The following is an 18,201-nucleotide window of genomic DNA, read 5'->3' as shown; positions in this document are numbered from 1 at the left end:
TTTAATATATAAGGCTTCATTAATGGTTTTCATAGGCAATGCACACTCTTGTATATGATCTAGCCCAAAAAAATTAGTTTCGGTTCCCAACGCAAAAATCGCATGATCATATGTTATTGAGCTGGTATCTGTCTCAATGACTTGAAATTCAGTCTTAATAGATATAAAACTTCCCATATGATACTGAACATTTGTATAATCTGAGAATAACTTTCTGAATGGATAGCTGATGTGTGAAGGTTCAATAAATGCAGTAGTTATCTGATAATTAAGGGAGGAAAGAAATGGTAATTATTTCGGTCAACTAATGTGATGCTAAATTCATTTGATTTAGCAACGTCTTTGATGAAATTAATACCTGCAAAACCTCCTCCTATTATGACAATATGTTTTTTTCATAAAAGGATATTTTTGTAATTGGTGTAATTAAATGTATCCAATAATAAGACCAAATACAATAAAAAGCGGATTTGTGGTGCTTTTTATAAATATGAAGATAAACAAACATCAATAATCAGAATTTAGATTTTAGAACCGATTAATTCTAAATATTTGCCGTTGGTAAAATAATTATTATTCATGGACGTAAAAAAAAAATTAGAATGAATGTACAATGTATTTTAAAAATTGCACATCTGGCATAATACATGTTCTATTTGTTACTGAATCTAAAAAAAGTAAACATGAGAAAAGAAGAACAATTTCAACAGACTTTATTGCGAAGAACAGTTGTAATAACAGGCTCTAGCAGTGGAGTAGGAAGGGCTGCTGCAGAGGCTTTTGCATTGGAAGGGTGCAATATAGTTATCGTAGCCAGAGGACAGAAAGGTATAGATGAAGTGGTTGAGCTTTGCAAAGGAATGGGAGTAGAAGTATTGGGAATTTCCGCAGATACCTCCGTTGCTGCAGATATAGAAAGGGTAGCAGAAGAGACATTGTCCAGATTTGGCAGAATTGATATATGGGTAAATAATGCTGGGGTTATGGCGAGTGGAAAATTTGAAGAGATTCCAATGGAGATTCACGAACAGGTTATTAAAACTAATCTATTTGGCTATATGCATGGAGCTTACAATGCCATTAAAATTTTCAAAAAACAAAATGAAGGGATATTGATTAATAATGTTTCTATAGGAGGATATATGCCCGCACCTTACAGTTCAGTTTACTCAGCAACTAAGTACGGTATTAAAGGCATGATGGATGGCCTTCAAGGCGAAATTTCAAATTATACAAATATTCATGTCTGTAATTTATACCCCCAACTTCAAAAATCAACCGGGAATCTTCATTCTGCAAAATACTCAGGATTTAAGATGGGTATACCTCCCATTGCTTCAGATCCACGGGATACTGCTGCAAAAATGGTTGAATTAGCTAGGAAACCGAAAAAAGATTTATTTCCCGATTTCAGATCTTATGCAATTACTTCAATTTACAGACTTTTTCCTAAAGTAGTAATCAATACGGCATCAGCGGGTGTACGGTTAATGATGAAAATAAAGAATGGTCCTGAAGTATCGGGGAATATACTTGAGCCTTCGAAAGACCCACACAGAATATACGGTAGACCTCCTTTAAATACGTCCAAAAGCGTTAAAGTAGCTGCATTAATTGGAGTTTTGGCTGGATTTGCCATAATTGCGTTAAAAAGAGGCATCGCAGATAAGAGCAATAAGAGTATTGACTTATAATTATATATATTCTCCTATAGAATTTTCTGTCTTGGTAATCCTATTTCATGTTCTTGCGGATAAGGCTTTCGCCAAGTCATACTAACATCTTCATGTAGATTACGTTGAGCTTCCAAGGACTTTTCTTTATCCATAGAATATCTTGGATCCGGAATAAAAGGCATTTTAGCCATTTTATGAATAGTAACAGTAGGAAAGTGAAAATCTACTTCTACTGTTCCCAATAATAGATAGCAGCCACCACCCTGAAAAGGATATTCTTCAAGGCAGTTGGGAAAATGAGCGGTATCAAAATATTCTCCCTGAGCATCGACCCAGGTTCCGAAATACATCGTTCCTTTTTTGGTAGGAACATGTTTTCTTGAAATAAGATAAGCGAGCATTTTAACATGTTGTTTATGAAACCTCAATAAATCTTTTACTAAAACGGAACCTCTGTATCCGGTCTGTAACAAATCAAAAGGACTGAATGAAATAGGAAAGCCTACTATTTCTATTTCATCAAAAGCATCTTCAAACCGGTTTCTTTCTATAGAAGGAAGCTGATAATTTTTTTGTGGCTCATCCAGTAATGTGGGATGCCTAAATGCTATTTTATTATTTCCCAAAAGAAATCTTGATTCGATCAGCAGTTCATGTTTTTGTTTTCCGGTAAAGCGGAATGCTCCGATAAAGATTAAAATTTGCAATGTTTCGATGCCAATAGCAATTCTTTTGACAAAATTTTCCAATGAAGTATATTCTCCATTTTGAGCTCTTTCTTCAGGAATCAACTGTGCTAATTTTTTTTCCAGCCTTTCAATATGCATCAATCCTAAATAAATATCAGAGTTATAAACAGTCGTCTGATATTCACTTAAATTAACACAAGGATTATGAATTGAAGCTCCGGACATCCGAGCTTCATGAATATAGACTTCGGTTCTGTAGAATCCTCCGCCATTATTGATGGCTGAAACCATAAATTCGATAGGATAATAGACCTTGAGAAATAAACTCTGATAACTTTCTACGGCATAAGAAGCGGAATGTGCTTTGCAAAATGAATATCCTGCAAAAGATTCGATCTGCCGGTATACTTCCATGGATAATTGTTCGGGATGTCCCAATCTTTTACAGGATTCAAAGAAATTATCTTTTACTTTCTGTAAAGCTGATAAAGACCGGCCTTTACCACTCATGGCCCGTCTTAGTACATCACCATCAGAAGCGGACAACCCACCGAAATGCAGGGCGATTTTAATAACATCTTCCTGATATACCATAATACCATAGGTTTCTCCTAATTCCTTTTCAAAAACCTCATGGAAGTACTCAAATTTTGTGGGATTGTTGTGTCTGAAAATATATTCCCGCATCATCCCGCTTTGGGCAACGCCGGGTCGGATAATGGAAGAGGCAGCTACCAGCACTTTGTAATTGTCACATTTCAGTCTTCGAAGTAATCCCCTCATGGCTGGAGATTCAATATAAAAACAGCCTATGGTTTTTCCGGAACTTAAGAATTCATTGCATCGGGCTTCGTCTTTTGAAAGGGACGTGTCCCGGATATCAATATCAATTCCTCTTTTTTCCTTAATAAGCTTTACCGTATCATTTATAGTTCCTAACCCTCTTTGTGAGAGAATATCAAATTTTTCAAGGCCAATCTCTTCAGCAGTGTACATATCGAACTGTACGATTGGAAAACCTTTAGGAGGCATTTCTAGTGCTGAATAATTGGTGATAGGTTCTTCTGAGATCAGAATTCCACAGGAGTGCATGCTTCTCCGGTTAGGAAACTTTTCTAAAAGCTTTCCGTAGTAATGGACCTGTCTGGATACCGAATTAATATCATGTTCCTGGATGGGCTTGGTTGCCAGTGTATCGAGTTCCTCTTTCGGAAGACCAAATACTTTTCCTACTTCCCGGAAAATAGAACGGTATTTAAATTCAACATTGGTTCCACAGAAGGCAACATGCTCCTTACCATATTTCTCAAAAATATATTCAAGGATAATATCCCTGGTCTGCCAGCTCCAATCAATGTCAAAATCAGGAGGTGTTTTACGGTTGAGGTTTAAAAACCGTTCAAAATACAGATCCAGTTCCAGAGGACATATATCAGTAATGCCAATGCAGTAACTGACTATTGAATTGGCACCGCTGCCTCTTCCTACGTGCATAAATCCCATTCGGTTGCTGTATTGGATAATATCCCAGGTAATCAGGAAATAGGCACAGAAATTAAGCTGATCAATGACTCCTAATTCTTTATCCACTCTTTCTTTCGCTTGTAGATTATCCTCGGAATATCTCTTAGAAAGTCCCTGATATGCTAACTTTTTTAAAAGCTTAGAATCATTTTCTTTGTTGTCTGTGAAATGCTTTTTGTTTTTAGGTGTTGAAAAATCAAAATCAAAATGGCAGCTATTGACAATATACTTTGTATTTTCAATAATTCGTGGCTCATGTTGAAATTGAGCCAGAAGCTTTTTTTTATCAGTAAACATTTCGTTGTCTTTACAGTAATCAGCTTCTGTAAGCTTACTGATCAATGTATTGTGATCAATAGCCCTTACTATTTTATGAAGCTCATATTCTTCAGAGGTGGTAAAGGTAACCGGATGAAGAATAACCATTTTATGAATGAACTGTTTTAATTCCGGTTTAATCAAAAGATTTAACTGGTTCTGTCTGATGCCTATAAATTCATGATCTGCTAATTTCTCAGGAATATTCTCCAGTGGGTAAATGACAAAAGTATCTGTAAGATCAGGATTTGCTTTAGGAATTTCTATGCCTTCACAGTTATATGCGGTTAAAAGCCTGTTGACTTCTGCAATGCTTTTTTGATTTTTGGCCAGGCAGATATAATACAGTTCATCCTGAACCCGTATTTCCACTCCGACGATCGGTTTGATATGATGATCTTGACAAATTTTGTAGAAATCATAGATCCCGGTAATGGTATTGATATCTGTAAGAGCCAGAATTTTAATATTAAAATGTACAGCCTGCTCAACCAGTTCTTTAATAGAAATGGTTCCATACCGAAGGCTATGATAAGAATGACAATTCAGAAACATCTTGTATTTATTTTAATAAACCTGAGGCTCTTCCTACACTTGAAATTCCAAACCTGTTTTTGATTTTATCCATTGTCTGATACAGTGATATCAACTCTTCAGTATCTTCAAAGAGATCCATTTGATGGCATCCGTGAACCAGTCCGGTAAACTTTACTCCAACTAACCTGATTCTCATACGTCTGGTATATACTTTTTTAAAGAGTTCTAAAACATACCTGAGCAGAGTATGATCAGCTGAGGTGTAAGGAATTCTGCATTGTTTGGTTTCCGTATCAAAATTGGCATAGCGGAGTTTTATCACCACTACTGATACCAGCCATTTCTCTGCGCGGAGCTGATAACAGAGCTTTTCAACCATTCCTGAGAGTATACTTTGAATACCTTGAATATCGATTCTATCCTGGGCAAAAGTATCTTCTGTAGAGATAGATTTTCGTTCAGAGTAGGGAACTACAGGGGTTTCATCAATTCCGTGTGCTTTTTTCCATAGTTCATTTCCATTTTTACCAATCAGCTGCTGAAGTACATCAACAGGCATTTCTGAAAGCGTTTGTATCGTTCTGATCCCCAGTCTTGAGAGCAGCTGAAAGGTAACATCGCCGACCATAGGAATTTTCTTTACTGATAGCGGATTTAAAAACGGCTGTATGTCAGGCTGTTTTACTTCTAATCTTCCGGTAGGCTTCGATTCTCCCGTCCCGATTTTGGATACGGTTTTATTGGTAGACAACGCAAAACTTATCGGTAAACCTGTGTTTTTTTGTACGCTTTCTGCGATTTCATATGTCCACTTATAGCATCCGAAAAACTGATCCATTCCGGAAAGATCCAGATAAAATTCATCGATACTTGCCTTTTCCACAACAGGAACTTTTTCTTGGATAATTTCGGTTACCATATGAGACATAGTGGAATACATTTCCATATCTCCCTTTATAACTTTAGCTTCGGGACATAACCGTAAAGCCATTTTAATCGGCATTGCACTTCTTACTCCGAAAAAACGGGTTTCATAAGAGCAGGATGCCACTACACCACGGTCTCCACCTCCTATGATCACAGGCTTTTTCTCCAGTTCTGAATTTTTCAGCCTTTCACAGGAAACAAAGAACGTATCTAAATCCATATGTACGATTGCTCTTTCCATGTGACAAAATTAGTCACATTTTGAAACAAATTTTGTATTTTTGTTGTCTAAAATTGTAACAATGTCAAAATTTTCTGATAACATCGTGTTTTTGAGAGGAAAGAAAAATATGACGCAGCAAGAACTGGCAGATCTATTAATTCTTACCCGATCCAGATATGTCGCCTATGAATATGGCAGAACAGAACCTCCTATTGAAATATTGCTTAGAATTTCAAAATTCTATAACATAAGCATCGACTTATTGTTGACTGTAGATGTCAGAAAATTTTCTATCGATGAAATAATGGAGCTTCCTGAGAATAGGATTGTTCTGCCTATAAAGGTTGATCAAGATGGAAACAATCAGATTGAGATTATTCCCCAAAAAGCTTCTATGGGCTATTTGAATGGCTATGGAGATCCGGAATACATAGAAAGTTTGGAGACCATATCATTACCTTTTTTAAAAGGTGGTAAGTTTAGGGCATTTCCAGCTGACGGAGATTCAATGCCCCCCTATAAGAACGGAACTTATATCGTGGGAAAATATGTAGAAAATCTTTCGGACTTGAAAACGGACAGAACGTATGTTTTCATTACCACCAACGATGGTATCAGTTACAAAAGGTTTCAGTTTCATGAAGTAGATGGTATATGGGTGAAGGCTGACAATCAATTTTATGAACCTTATAAAATTCCATTACCTGAAATTAAAGAAATCTGGGAGTTCGCCTGTAGTATTAATACCAAAGAATATGAACCTGATGAATTTTCAGAACATCATATTCAAAACTTCATCACAGAAATTAAAACTGATATCAAACAGATCAAGGAAAAAATGGGAGATAAGAATTGAATTCATTTTAAGTAAATGGCATAATCAAAAAACTTCCCCGAAGGGAAGTAAAAACACAAATGATAAAAAAAATTATTCCGTAGAAACGGAATAAAGCAAAGTTAAATAATTTAAAGAAAAAACAACAATGAATCAGCTTAGTTTATTTGATGCAGAAGACTTGTATGAGTTTCCAAAAGACCTTTTGGAATACAGAGAGAATTTCCTGAGTTGTGAAGAAGCCGATCTGCTTAAAAACAAATTGTTGGAAACGGCTCCCTGGGAACAGCGTACTCAAAAAATGTATGATAAGATGGTGCTTACTCCAAGATTGACCGCTTGGTATGGGGATTCAAAATATAATGATTCTGAAGTAGATAAAAAGCCAACCAATCCATGGACTCCTGAATTGTTTTCATTAAAACAAAGAATTGAAAAGGAATTTGGCTGCCAATTCAATGGGGTTCTGTTAAACCTATACCGTGACCAAAATGACTCCGTTGCCTGGCATCGGGATAAGGAAAGTCGATATGGAAAACGACCTGTCATCGCTTCCATCAGCCTTGGAGAAACAAGAAATTTCGATTTCAGAAAGAAAGATCATCACCAAAGCAAGTACAGCCTTCCGCTTCCTCATGGTTCCTTACTTATCATGAAAGGAGATCTGCAGGAAAATTGGGAACATCGAATCGCTAAGTCAATTGTTCCCATGAAAGAACGGATTAATCTCACATTTCGCTTCATCCGAATATTAGTTCAATAATAATTAAAATGTATTAACTTCCAACTTAACGTATTGTTTGAAAAGAGAAAGTTCTTGCTCTCCGGCAGATATAAAATTAAAAACTAACTCTATGTCCATCACGTATTACGATTTTAAAAATTTACCAAAGGAATCTCAGTATAAACTTGTTAGCGCTGAAGGTGTTGAAATCAGTGAAACTTATAAGGATAAGCTAAAATTTGTACTGTATAAAGTATCATCATTTTCAGTTGAAATTGTTTATAATGTTACCAATGAGAAGATAGAAGGTTTAAATGTATTTCAGAACAACGGAATGTATGAAAAATTGCATCTATAAATTATTGTAATAGTTATAACCCAGTTAAAGCCCTACTGTTTTAAAAAAGAGAATATAATAAAACTGTCAAAACAATTTATCCATACTTCTTTTTCCATATTTTTTTTAATTGGGTGTATTTTTGGTTTTTCTCTGCCTCTTTCCATTTTTTATAAAAAATATCAGCAGCTTTAGCTTTCTCTGGATCACCCGTTCCTTTTTCCAACTGCTGATATCCTTTTTCAGCATTGTATTTTTTGCCTCCTTTAAAATTAAAGTACCGCCTGGCCCTTGTAAAGCCCATTTGAAGATATTTTCTTGCCATATCTGCTCCGACAAAGTCATCCTGTTGCAGATAATCCAAAAATATAGAAAAGATTATTTCTGAACTTACTTTGGCAATTTCTATATTTTTGAAACGCCAGTGTTTTCCTATTTCTGATTTATAAGGTTCACAGATCAAAACGCCCTGTTCACCTTTACCAACTTTATATTTCTCCGGATACAGACGGTAGTCTATATCGGACTTCCAGGCATAGTTTCCCTTATCGAAATTGAGGTAAGTTGGTTTGTCGCTGATCATTTAAATGAAGAAACAAACATGATGCCCTTAACTTGTAATGTAATAGTATTATTATAATAACATATGCAGGAAAGGAAGCTGATCTTCCGATATAACTATATACAATGCAGCAAACCCTTTGAAAGACTTTGGATAAGTTCTCTTATTGAAAAGGCGGTACAGCAAGGCTTTTAATAAGCTACAATCAAGTTCAGTCTTTGAAGGATTGTATGAAGGTAGCCAGAGGTAAAGCTAGCTGATAGAAATCAATGTGATCCGGGCATTAACCAACGCAGTAAACCAAGAGGTATATCTTTAAGCAGAGTACAAAGTCCAACGCTTGTTTTAATCTGTCTACAGTTTCTTCAGCATCAAAACTTCACCAAAAAAATATTTTCAGATTCAGTTGAGTCATAGTAAAGAATATACAGATTCATTAGTCTTTCATTATCAACTTATTTTTTAATAATCGTTTAATTAAAGTGTACTTTTTCATATTATAAAAAAGTATAGTTTATTAATATACTATTTTTATTGTTTTGTATATACTCCATGCCTGCCTTTTTAAAGGTGTTTTTTTTAGTGCTTTTAACACTTAGTTATAATTTGAAGAACAAAATAAAAAATAAAAAGTATATTTATAAACTATAGTAAGTATATTTGTATACTAATTTATTTGATATGAATTTTGATCTTATAAAAGCAGTTGTTGAACTTGTTCAGCAATTTATGGAACAGAATGAAGATAAAGTGCATTATAGTAACGATCTTCAGGGATTTACAGAATGGATCAATGCTTCTTCGAAATCTTATTCTGAGCAGGAACATCCGGATTGGGTAGGAAAGGAATTAGGAAGAAGTTCTGATAGTATCATCAATACCTTATTGATAAGAATGGGAAGGTATGCAAAAACGTACTCCCGTTCAATTGGTAATTCCGTTTTTTCAAGCCAAGATGATTTTATTTATCTGATAAGCCTGAAAACCATGGGAGCGATGACGAAAATGGAACTCATAAGATATAATGCTAGTGAGAAATCTTCCGGGATGCTTATTATTAACCGCTTGATCCGTAATGGCTGGGCTGAACAGACCGTCTCCCATAAAGATAAAATGATCAAACATATTCAAATAACTGAAAAAGGACTTTCTGTGCTCGATGAGCACATGGATGAGATCCGTAAAGCTTCAAGGGTGGTAGTGGGAAATCTGAACCATTCTGAACAAATGCTGCTTATTGCTATACTTTCTAAATTGGATGAATTTCATGATGCTTTTTACCGTATGAATATCGAAGCCACAGACTTGCTGGATATTGTCTACAACAGACTGAACTGATAAGATATTAAGAGAATCTGCTAAAAACTATTAAATAAACTACAATGAATACTGGAAACTTAAGAAAGAAAATTGCCGTGATAGGTTCTGGATTTTCCGGAATCTCAGCGGCAGCTTATGCAGCAAATTTAGGTAATGAAGTACACGTATTTGAAAAGCACCCTCAGCCAGGGGGGCGTGCAAGACAATTTAAAACAGATGAAGGATATGTGTTTGATATGGGGCCCAGCTGGTACTGGATGCCAGATATTATCGAGGGGTTTTTCAGTGATTTTGGCTGTAAAGCATCCGATTTTTTTAATCTTGTTTCTTTGGATCCTCAGTTTGAAATGGTTTTTCCAGAAGAAAAAATTGCAGTTCCCAAGAAAAATGAAGATATCCGCAAGCTCTTTGAAAAAATAGAAACAGGAGCCGCTATGCAATACGATCAATTTATGCAGTCTGCAAAATTTAAGTATGAAGTAGGGATGAAAGAGTTTGTAACAAAACCTTGTTATAACTGGCTGGAATTTGCTTCTTTAAAAATAGCGGGAAGTGCACTGAAACTTGATCTTTTAAGCAATTTCAGAAAATATGTTTCAGGATATTTTACTGATCCGAAATTAAGATCTCTTATGGAATTTCCAGTTATATTTCTTGGAGCTTCCCCAAAGAATATTCCAGCCTTATACAGTCTTATGAATTACGGAGGCTATGTTTTGGGAACAAAATATCCAATGGGAGGTTTTTATCAGCTGGTTCTCGGGATGAAGGAAGTGGCGGAAAAGCAGGGAGCAATCTTTCATTTTAATCATGAAGTACAGAAAATCAATACGGAAAACGGGAAGATTTATTCCATAACAGTAAATGGCGAAATGTATGAATTTGATGCCGTGATCGCATCGTCAGATTACCATCATACAGAAACATTGATTCCACAGCCGCTGAGAAATTATAATGAGGCATATTGGAAAACCAGAACATTTGCTCCTTCCTGTCTTATCTACTATCTTGGAATCAAAGGCAGAATTCCTCATTTAAAACACCATACCTTGTTCTTTGAAAATGAATTGGATAATCATATAGACTGTATATATATAAATAAAAAATGGCCTTCCAAACCGCTTTTTTATGCCTGTTGCCCATCTAAAACAGATCCGGAGGTAGCGCCTGAAGGATGTGAAAATCTCTTTTTATTGTTACCCCTTGCTCCTGGAATACATGATGAAGAATCTATCAGAGAAAAATACCTGTTGGAGATGATTGAAAGAATTGAAAAACATACCGGTGATGCTGATCTTATTTCCAGAATAGAATATAAAAGAAGCTATTGTGTAAGTGATTTTATTTCTGATTATAATGCTTATGAAGGTAATGCCTATGGGCTATCCAATACTTTATCACAGACAGCTGTCTTGAAACCCAAAATAAGAAACAGAAAGATCAAAAATCTTTTTTATACAGGACAGTTAACCGTTCCCGGTCCAGGAGTGCCACCATCAGTAATTTCCGGAAAAATTGTAGCGACTGAAGTCAGTAAACTAAAAATAAAATAATATGAAAAAATTGTTTGATGAATTGTCTTACGAAGTGAGTAAGTACACTACGCAAAAATACAGTACCAGTTTTTCATTGGGAATACTGGCATTGAAGCCTTCCATCAGACCTGCTGTTTATGCTGTTTACGGGTATGTTCGTTTGGCAGATGAAATTGTGGATAGCTTTCATGGCTATGATAAAGAGAAACTTTTGAAGAGATTAAAGTCTGATACCTATCAGGCGCTTGAAGATGGTATATCACTCAATCCTATTTTGCATTCATTTCAGGAAACCGTTCGTAATTATGATATAAACAGACAGCTGATTGATCAGTTCTTACACAGTATGGAAATGGATCTTCATAAAATTGATTATAATTCCGAATTGTATAAAGAATACATCTATGGATCTGCGGAAGTTATAGGACTGATGTGTCTGCAGATATTCACAGAAGGTGACAAACAGCAGTATGAGAAACTCAAACCCTTTGCCATGAAACTGGGATCTGCTTTTCAGAAAGTTAATTTTTTACGGGATCTGAAAGATGATTATCAAATTTTAGGAAGAACTTATTTTCCGTTCCTGAATATGTCAGTTTTTGATAATACAGTTAAAACGCTGATTGAAAAGGAAATTGAAGAAGAATTCAAAGAAGCGTTGCAAGGAATTAAAAAACTCCCGGGCTCATCCATTTTCGGAGTATATCTTGCTTACAGATATTACCTTTCCCTTTTTGAAAAAATAAAGAAAACAAGTTCCCAGAATATATTACAGCAGAGAATCAGGATTGCTAACTCACAAAAGCTGCTGGTTGCTTTCAAAAGTTATATTCGTTACAAGTCTGCTTATTACTGATTGTGGAAATCCGTTTGAAATGATTTTGTGGAGTGCTTAATAATCAATAAAAAATAAATGATGTACAGATTATACAGAGAACAACAGCTTAACTGCAATATTGAAAAGGCATGGGAGTTTTTTTCATCCCCTCACAATTTATCAGAAATAACCCCTGATAGTATGGGTTTTGTGGTTATTTCCGATGTGAAGGGTAAGCCTATTTTTAAAGGAATGGAAATAGATTATACAGTCTCTCCTTTATTGGGGATCCCCATGAGGTGGAAAACCATTATAAGCCAGGTTGAACACTATAAAAGTTTTACAGACTTTCAGAAAAAAGGTCCATATAAGCACTGGAATCATTTTCATGAATTTATTCCTAACGAGCATGGAGTACTCATGAAAGATACGGTAGACTATGAACTTTCAATGGGGATTTTAGGTAAAATAGCTCATCAGTTATTTGTAGAAGAAAAGCTTAAAAGTATTTTCGATTTCAGATACAGAGTTTTGAATAATCTTTTTAACAATAAACATAACGAATCATGAATGTTCTCATCGTTTTGGGAGTTTTTGTTTCCATGGAAGGAGCTACATGGCTTATTCACCGGTATATTATGCATGGTTTCCTTTGGATTCTGCATCGGGACCATCATGATCATAGCCATGACGGCCAATTAGAAAGAAATGATTGGTTCTTTTTCATTTTTGCAAGCCCGGCTATTGCCTTATTGTATCAGGGAGTACAGCAGGATTTTAGTTATTGGTTTTTTATAGGTCTAGGAATAAGCCTTTACGGCATGGCCTATTTCTTTGTGCACGATATTTTTATCCATCAGAGGGCTAAGATTTTCACTAAAACAAAGAATCCGTACTTCCTTGCCATCAGACGTGCTCATAAGCAGCATCACAAGCATTTGGGAAAAGAAGATGGAGAATGTTTTGGTTTTTTGTGGGTACCTGTTAAATATTTTAAAATATATTTCAATAAAAAATGATGTCTTATACTTACATACTGATTAACTTTTTCACTGTCATTATCTGCTTTTTGGCATCTTTTGACAGAAGAATACAGTTTAATAAACTTTTTGGGAAATTTTTGCTGTCTTCCACCATTGTAGCCATTCCCTTTATTGCCTGGGATATTTGGTTCACGGCAAAAGGAGTATGGTGGTTTGATCTTAATTATACCTTAGGAGTTAAAATAGCGGGACTTCCTGTGGAGGAATGGTTGTTTTTTTATTGTATTCCTTTCGCTTGTGTTTTTACTTATTATTGTATTGAAAAGTATTTTACTCTGGGCTGGATGAGTGCTTTTAATAATCTCATTGTATTTACTTCTTTTATTGTTCTTGTTGTTGTAGGGCTACTTTGTTATGAAAGAATATATACATTGCTGACAGTAATTGTAACTATACTTACACTTTGTTACCTTCATTTTATTGCTAAAAAACAATGGCTAGGCAAAGCCAGTTTTGTATATCTTGTCTTGATGCCTGGTTTTTTTGCAGTGAATGGGATACTGACAGGCTCATTAATTCCTTCACCGGTTGTTAATTACAATCCTGATGATTTTTTAGGCATTAGAATGGGAACGATCCCTGTTGAAGATGCCGTCTATGGCTACAGCCAGTTTTTACTCAATATTTATTTCTTTAAAAAAATAACTAACAATGAAAAATAGAATAATTCTTATAGTCATACTATGCTTCGTGTTTTTAAATAGTATGACTTCCTGTTCCTCTATGCCTGAGAAAGTTCAGCCTGTCAGGCAATTTGATGTCAATCGGTATTTAGGTAGATGGTATGAAATAGCAAGATTCGATTATTATTTTGAAAAAGACCTTGATAATGCAATGGCTCAATATAGCCTTAATTCGGATGGAAGTGTTGATGTCACTAACAGTGGTTATAATTTTAAGAAGAACAAATGGGTATCAGTCAATGGTACTGCTAAATTCAGAGGAGATAAGGATACTGCTGCGCTTAAAGTGAGCTTTTTCGGGCCTTTTTACGCTGGTTATAACGTCGTTGCGCTGGAAGATTATAAATATGCATTGGTTGCAGGCAAAAACTTAGATTATCTCTGGATTCTGTCTCGTGAGAAGACTATTCCTGAGAACGTAAAACAAAATTTTATATCTAAGGCTCAGGAGATTGGTTATGATACATCAAAACTTATCTGGGTAAAGCAGGACAAAGAGAGCCCGTTCGAAAAATAATTATATAAACTTAAAAAGGGAAAAAAAGCTCAAAATACAAGCACAATCAAAAATACCTACAGATTATGGGGTTTTCACAGTATATGCATTTTCAGAAAATGAAGAAGACTGGAGCCCCCATTTGGTTTGGGTGGCAGAGAATACAGATTTTAGTAAAACCGTAAATGTACGTTTTCATTCAGAATGTATTACAGGAGAAGTCTTTCATTCCAAAAAATGCGAATGCGGACAACAGCTGGATGCTGCAATGCAATATATTTCAGAAAAGTGCGGAGTGATTATCTATCTTTGTCAGGAAGGAAGAAATATTGGGATCATCAATAAGCTCCGGGCTTATGAACTTCAGGAAAAAGGATTCGATACGTTGAGGCCAATCTGAAACTGGGACTCCCGGCAGACGGAAGAAACTTTGATGTGGCCGTTGAAATGCTGAATATTTTGGAAATAAGGAAGATTAATCTTATGACTAATAATCCAGATAAGATCAAATCCATAGAGAACAGCGGAATCGTTCTCAATAGTAGAATTCCTTTAGAAATTGATTCCAATGAAATGAATGAAAGCTATCCTGCGAAGAAGAAAAAATACTTTGGCCATCTTTTGGAGAAGATACAATATTGTATCCGCAGGATAATGTCTTTTTATGATCCATTTAAATTCAGATGCCATGGAAAAAATTTTGCTTACCGGTGCTATCTCTAAAGATATCACAGGAGCATATTATCTGATGCACTCTATGAGTACTGTTGAAGATTATGAAGATTGCGAAAAGTAATGTGCCAGTAATTTTTCTGAATATACAATACGTATAATTGTTGTAGATGGTGATTTTGTATTTTAAGAAAATTTAACATTTTAAATAATATTTTAGGCACAGACATTGTTTATTTATATACCAATTACTAAAATATTATATTATGAACAATTCAGATTATAACAAAGCGGAAAATGCAGTTAATGAAACAGAAAACTCTTTAAAGAATGCAGCGGAAAATGCGAAATGGAAGATTAATGAATTAGCGGATAAAGCGAAAGATTATATCAATGAAAAAAGAGATAATGATCAGGAAGCAACACAGGAGGACTGGTTAGATAGAGTGAAATCAAATGTTTCTGATGCATGGGAAGATATCAAAGATAAAGCCGATGAAGCATGGGAAAGCACAAAAGATGCAGCGGAAGATGTTAAGGCTGAATGGAGAAAAAAAACTAATTAATTTTAAGATCGTACACTACAAACTGTCCGAAGCTGATAAAGTTTCGGACAGTTTTTTTTGTTTTTAGTTTATTTATATAATTGTGATTTATGAAGGATAAATTGTGTATAAAATAGTAATACTTTCTTTTTATCATTTTTTGAACAAACTTAGTACGCCCTGCGTTGAGAATTAATATTAAATTTAAAGCTGGTATATTTGTATAGTATTTTATTAAAATGAATTTTACCCTTATAAAAGAATTTATGACTCTTCTTGAGGAATTTGAGTCAGATAATAAAACATCTTTGAATTCTTATCCAGCTACTATTGAAGACTTTAAATTATGGGTTTCAGGTGGAGAGAAAGTAGATCATGAGAGTGTTCTTCATGAACCGTATTGGGAAGGAAAAGAGAATGGAAGAACGGCTGAAAGTGCAATAAGCACATTAATTGTTCATCTAAACCGATATGCGAAGACTTATTCAAAGTCTGCTATTGTAAATTCTGAATTTTCGACTCAGGAAGATTTTATCTACCTGATTAATTTAAAAGCTTTTGGTGAAATGACTAAAATGGCCCTTATCAAAAAGAATATTCAGGACAAACCAGTAGGCATGCTTATTATTACAAGACTGCTGCGCCAGGGACTTATTGAGCAGACTGATTCTAATAATGATAAACGTAGTAAATTGATTCGAATTTCCGAAATAGGACTGATCGTTTTGGAAAAGCAAATGGAGAAGATTCGTCATGCTACCAATATCGTCGCAGGAAATCTTACCCATAAAGAGAAGATGGACCTTATCCGTATTCTAAATAAACTCGATGCTTTTCATTATCCCATTTTTTCACGAAATATTCATTCTGATGAACTTATCAATACTGTATACGAAGAGTATCCATTCAAAAATTCATAACTGTATGCTATAAATTTTGATGGATTGTCAGTTTATAGGTTTTTAGTCATTTTTTTGGTTTGTTAGATAATTATCTGATTAAGCTGATCATGGCATACAGATAACTTTTTTTCGTCCGTTGAAAAGAAATATCATACTTGCAAGAATTTTTTAAAGTTATATCAATACTTTCATATTTTGTAATATTAAGGTACATATATAATAATTGTTTATGTATGGAATAACGGATGAAAATTAAAAATTCTCAAGATCATATACTATAATGAGTTATTCCGGCTGAATGATAACGAACCTTACGAATGGGAATTCATTTTTAATATGGTCACGAATACGGTGTATGGCCTCTGTGATCTCTTCTGTATCCAGATGATCTTCGAAATCGATGATCAGCATCAGTACTACTTCTTCAGGTGACTGGTACGTAGAGAGTATACTTTTTGTTCTGATAACAGCAGTATCTTTTTCAGCCAGTTTAGCAATCTTTTCTCTTGTTTCAGGTGCTATGCCTTCACCCATCAGCAGGCTTCTGCTTTCCCTGGCCAGAATAAGCGATACAAAAACCAGTATTAACCCTACGATTACCGATGCCAGCCCATCCAATTCCGGAATTCGTAACCAATGGCTGATCCCCATTAATATCATAACAACAAGCAGACCGGCTACTGCGGCACCATCTTCAAAAACCACAAGAAAGCTTCCCGGATCTTTGCTTTTGATGATTGCATCCCACCATCTCAAGCCGTTGCGAGTCTTGTTAAATTCTTTTACAGCGATAAACAAAGAGGTCCCCTCGAAAATAAGGGAAAGTATCAATACAATATAATTCCAGAATGGATCTTTCATTACCTCAGGTTCCATAATGTGTAAAATTCCCTGATAGATAGATAAAGCGCCCCCTAAACCAAATATAAGAATTGAAACCACGAAGGACCAGAAATAGAGCTCCTTGCCATACCCAAATGGATGAGACTCATCTGCAGGTTTCCTGCTCCTTTTGATTCCATATAAAAGCAACAGCTGATTCGCGGTATCTACTGTTGAATGGATTCCTTCAGATATCATGGAAGAACTATTGGTAAATGCCCCTGCAATAAACTTTGTCAAAGCGATCAGTAGGTTAGCGGCAAGTGCACTGTAAATTGATTTGCGATTATTGGCCATTAATGATGGATATTAATAAGAGAACAATAAAATTACTTCAATACATTAAAACAGATAGATTCCCTATATGAGCTGATGTATTTAAATCATTAATAAAATTATGGCTTTTGTTTCAAAATAAAAAATATCTGAACAGATACTTAGAATTGAATTTTCGAATTAAAATAATTTTTTCTCTTCCATTATTATCTTATGGATCTAGATATCAACCATTCTTAAAAGCTATTAAAAAAATAAGTAAAAATCTTTTTCGGTACTATGAAAAAGTAGTGATTTTATTTGATTTCTCTTGTTCAATTTTACATCACAAGCAATCATAAAAATCACAGTTATGAATATTGAAAGATCAGAATTTATAGCCTGGATGGAGAGAATCATGGAAAGATTTGACCTACTCAAAGAACAAATGATTAAGAACCAATCCAGATTTATAGAAGTAGACGGAGAGCAGCTTCTGGATAACCAGGATGTTTTACAGCTTTTAAAAATAAGTTCCCGATCATTACAGCGGTACCGGACTGATAAAAAGCTGCCTTACTATACCATCAGCGGAAAGCTCTATTATAAGCTTTCGGATGTCCATCAATTGATCAGAGAATGTTTAAACTCCTGACGATGATAAGACATCCACAGCCAAATCATTCATCACCATTCCAA

At 35.0% G+C, this 18,201-nt stretch carries 19 protein-coding genes and 1 pseudogene; 15 read left to right on the top strand and 5 right to left on the bottom strand.

The annotated features are described in order from the left end of the window. Positions 1 to 257 precede the first annotated feature (257 nt). Complete coding sequence (locus EG344_RS24165) at positions 258 to 347, bottom strand: hypothetical protein (protein ID WP_262698312.1); 90 nt, start codon at positions 345 to 347, stop codon at positions 258 to 260. 336 nt (positions 348 to 683) lie between these two features. Here EG344_RS24165 and EG344_RS00255 point away from each other — a divergent pair, with 336 nt between their 5' ends. After that, positions 684 to 1,694 carry an SDR family NAD(P)-dependent oxidoreductase gene (locus EG344_RS00255; protein ID WP_123907751.1) on the top strand — a complete coding sequence of 337 codons (1,011 nt, stop codon included), beginning with the start codon at positions 684 to 686 and terminating at the stop codon, positions 1,692 to 1,694. 14 nt (positions 1,695 to 1,708) lie between these two features. On the opposite strand, the gene EG344_RS00250 is transcribed toward EG344_RS00255, so the two are convergent. Together EG344_RS00250 and dinB are read right to left on the bottom strand one after the other, a co-directional pair. Next, a complete protein-coding gene (locus tag EG344_RS00250; protein WP_123907750.1) occupies positions 1,709 to 4,762 on the bottom strand; it encodes a DNA polymerase III subunit alpha in 3,054 nt (1,017 codons plus the stop codon). Between the two features lie 7 nt (positions 4,763 to 4,769). After that, positions 4,770 to 5,912 carry a DNA polymerase IV gene (gene dinB / locus EG344_RS00245; RefSeq protein ID WP_123907749.1) on the bottom strand — a complete coding sequence of 381 codons (1,143 nt, stop codon included), beginning with the start codon at positions 5,910 to 5,912 and terminating at the stop codon, positions 4,770 to 4,772. Between the two features lie 61 nt (positions 5,913 to 5,973). Between dinB and EG344_RS00240 the strand changes: the two genes are divergently transcribed. From EG344_RS00240 to EG344_RS00230, 3 genes are all read left to right on the top strand, one after another. Further along, positions 5,974 to 6,750: an XRE family transcriptional regulator gene (locus tag EG344_RS00240; protein ID WP_123907748.1), complete on the top strand. Its 777-nt coding sequence runs from the start codon at positions 5,974 to 5,976 to the stop codon at positions 6,748 to 6,750. A gap of 127 nt (positions 6,751 to 6,877) precedes the next feature. Continuing rightward, positions 6,878 to 7,492, top strand: a complete 615-nt coding sequence (locus tag EG344_RS00235; protein ID WP_123907747.1) for an alpha-ketoglutarate-dependent dioxygenase AlkB family protein — start codon at positions 6,878 to 6,880, stop codon at positions 7,490 to 7,492. A 91-nt stretch (positions 7,493 to 7,583) separates the two neighbouring features. Beyond that, entirely contained in the window at positions 7,584 to 7,811 is a 228-nt protein-coding gene (locus tag EG344_RS00230) for a hypothetical protein (RefSeq protein ID WP_123907746.1), read from the top strand. Between the two features lie 76 nt (positions 7,812 to 7,887). On the opposite strand, the gene EG344_RS00225 is transcribed toward EG344_RS00230, so the two are convergent. After that, on the bottom strand, positions 7,888 to 8,373 hold the full coding sequence (locus tag EG344_RS00225) for a DUF4385 domain-containing protein (protein ID WP_123907745.1): 486 nt from the start codon (positions 8,371 to 8,373) through the stop codon (positions 7,888 to 7,890). A 660-nt stretch (positions 8,374 to 9,033) separates the two neighbouring features. Between EG344_RS00225 and EG344_RS00220 the strand changes: the two genes are divergently transcribed. From EG344_RS00220 to EG344_RS00175, 10 genes and pseudogenes are all read left to right on the top strand, one after another. Next, complete coding sequence (locus EG344_RS00220) at positions 9,034 to 9,690, top strand: MarR family winged helix-turn-helix transcriptional regulator (RefSeq protein WP_123907744.1); 657 nt, start codon at positions 9,034 to 9,036, stop codon at positions 9,688 to 9,690. A gap of 44 nt (positions 9,691 to 9,734) precedes the next feature. After that, positions 9,735 to 11,225 carry a phytoene desaturase family protein gene (locus EG344_RS00215; RefSeq protein ID WP_123907743.1) on the top strand — a complete coding sequence of 497 codons (1,491 nt, stop codon included), beginning with the start codon at positions 9,735 to 9,737 and terminating at the stop codon, positions 11,223 to 11,225. Between the two features lies 1 nt (position 11,226). Next, a complete protein-coding gene (locus EG344_RS00210; protein WP_123907742.1) occupies positions 11,227 to 12,063 on the top strand; it encodes a phytoene/squalene synthase family protein in 837 nt (278 codons plus the stop codon). A gap of 57 nt (positions 12,064 to 12,120) precedes the next feature. Beyond that, complete coding sequence (locus EG344_RS00205) at positions 12,121 to 12,594, top strand: SRPBCC family protein (RefSeq protein WP_123907741.1); 474 nt, start codon at positions 12,121 to 12,123, stop codon at positions 12,592 to 12,594. After that, positions 12,591 to 13,043, top strand: coding sequence for a sterol desaturase family protein (locus tag EG344_RS00200; RefSeq protein ID WP_123907740.1), 453 nt, complete (start codon positions 12,591 to 12,593; stop codon positions 13,041 to 13,043). Before EG344_RS00205 ends, EG344_RS00200 begins: the two co-directional genes overlap by 4 nt. Next, the gene (locus EG344_RS00195) at positions 13,040 to 13,729 is read left to right on the top strand and encodes a lycopene cyclase domain-containing protein (RefSeq protein ID WP_123907739.1); all 690 of its coding nucleotides are present in this window, start codon (positions 13,040 to 13,042) and stop codon (positions 13,727 to 13,729) included. The genes EG344_RS00200 and EG344_RS00195 overlap by 4 nt, the downstream gene beginning before the upstream one ends. Then, positions 13,719 to 14,267: a lipocalin family protein gene (locus EG344_RS00190; protein WP_123907738.1), complete on the top strand. Its 549-nt coding sequence runs from the start codon at positions 13,719 to 13,721 to the stop codon at positions 14,265 to 14,267. The genes EG344_RS00195 and EG344_RS00190 overlap by 11 nt, the downstream gene beginning before the upstream one ends. A gap of 4 nt (positions 14,268 to 14,271) precedes the next feature. Then, positions 14,272 to 14,873 (top strand): annotated as a pseudogene (ribA, locus tag EG344_RS00185) (GTP cyclohydrolase II); the annotation flags it as partial. A 311-nt stretch (positions 14,874 to 15,184) separates the two neighbouring features. Next, entirely contained in the window at positions 15,185 to 15,484 is a 300-nt protein-coding gene (locus EG344_RS00180) for a hypothetical protein (protein WP_123907737.1), read from the top strand. A gap of 218 nt (positions 15,485 to 15,702) precedes the next feature. Then, the gene (locus EG344_RS00175; RefSeq protein WP_123907736.1) at positions 15,703 to 16,383 is read left to right on the top strand and encodes a MarR family winged helix-turn-helix transcriptional regulator; all 681 of its coding nucleotides are present in this window, start codon (positions 15,703 to 15,705) and stop codon (positions 16,381 to 16,383) included. A 267-nt stretch (positions 16,384 to 16,650) separates the two neighbouring features. On the opposite strand, the gene EG344_RS00170 is transcribed toward EG344_RS00175, so the two are convergent. Next, positions 16,651 to 17,544 (bottom strand): cation diffusion facilitator family transporter, encoded by an 894-nt coding sequence (locus EG344_RS00170; protein WP_123907735.1) that lies wholly within the window; start codon positions 17,542 to 17,544, stop codon positions 16,651 to 16,653. A gap of 331 nt (positions 17,545 to 17,875) precedes the next feature. On the opposite strand from EG344_RS00170, the gene EG344_RS00165 reads away from it, so the two are divergent. Beyond that, positions 17,876 to 18,157 (top strand): helix-turn-helix domain-containing protein, encoded by a 282-nt coding sequence (locus EG344_RS00165; protein WP_123907734.1) that lies wholly within the window; start codon positions 17,876 to 17,878, stop codon positions 18,155 to 18,157. Positions 18,158 to 18,201 lie beyond the last annotated feature (44 nt).

Source organism: Chryseobacterium sp. G0162 (assembly GCF_003815715.1).
In the GTDB taxonomy this organism is placed as follows: Bacteria; Bacteroidota; Bacteroidia; order Flavobacteriales; family Weeksellaceae; genus Chryseobacterium.
This window is presented reverse-complemented; position numbering and strand designations above follow the sequence as displayed.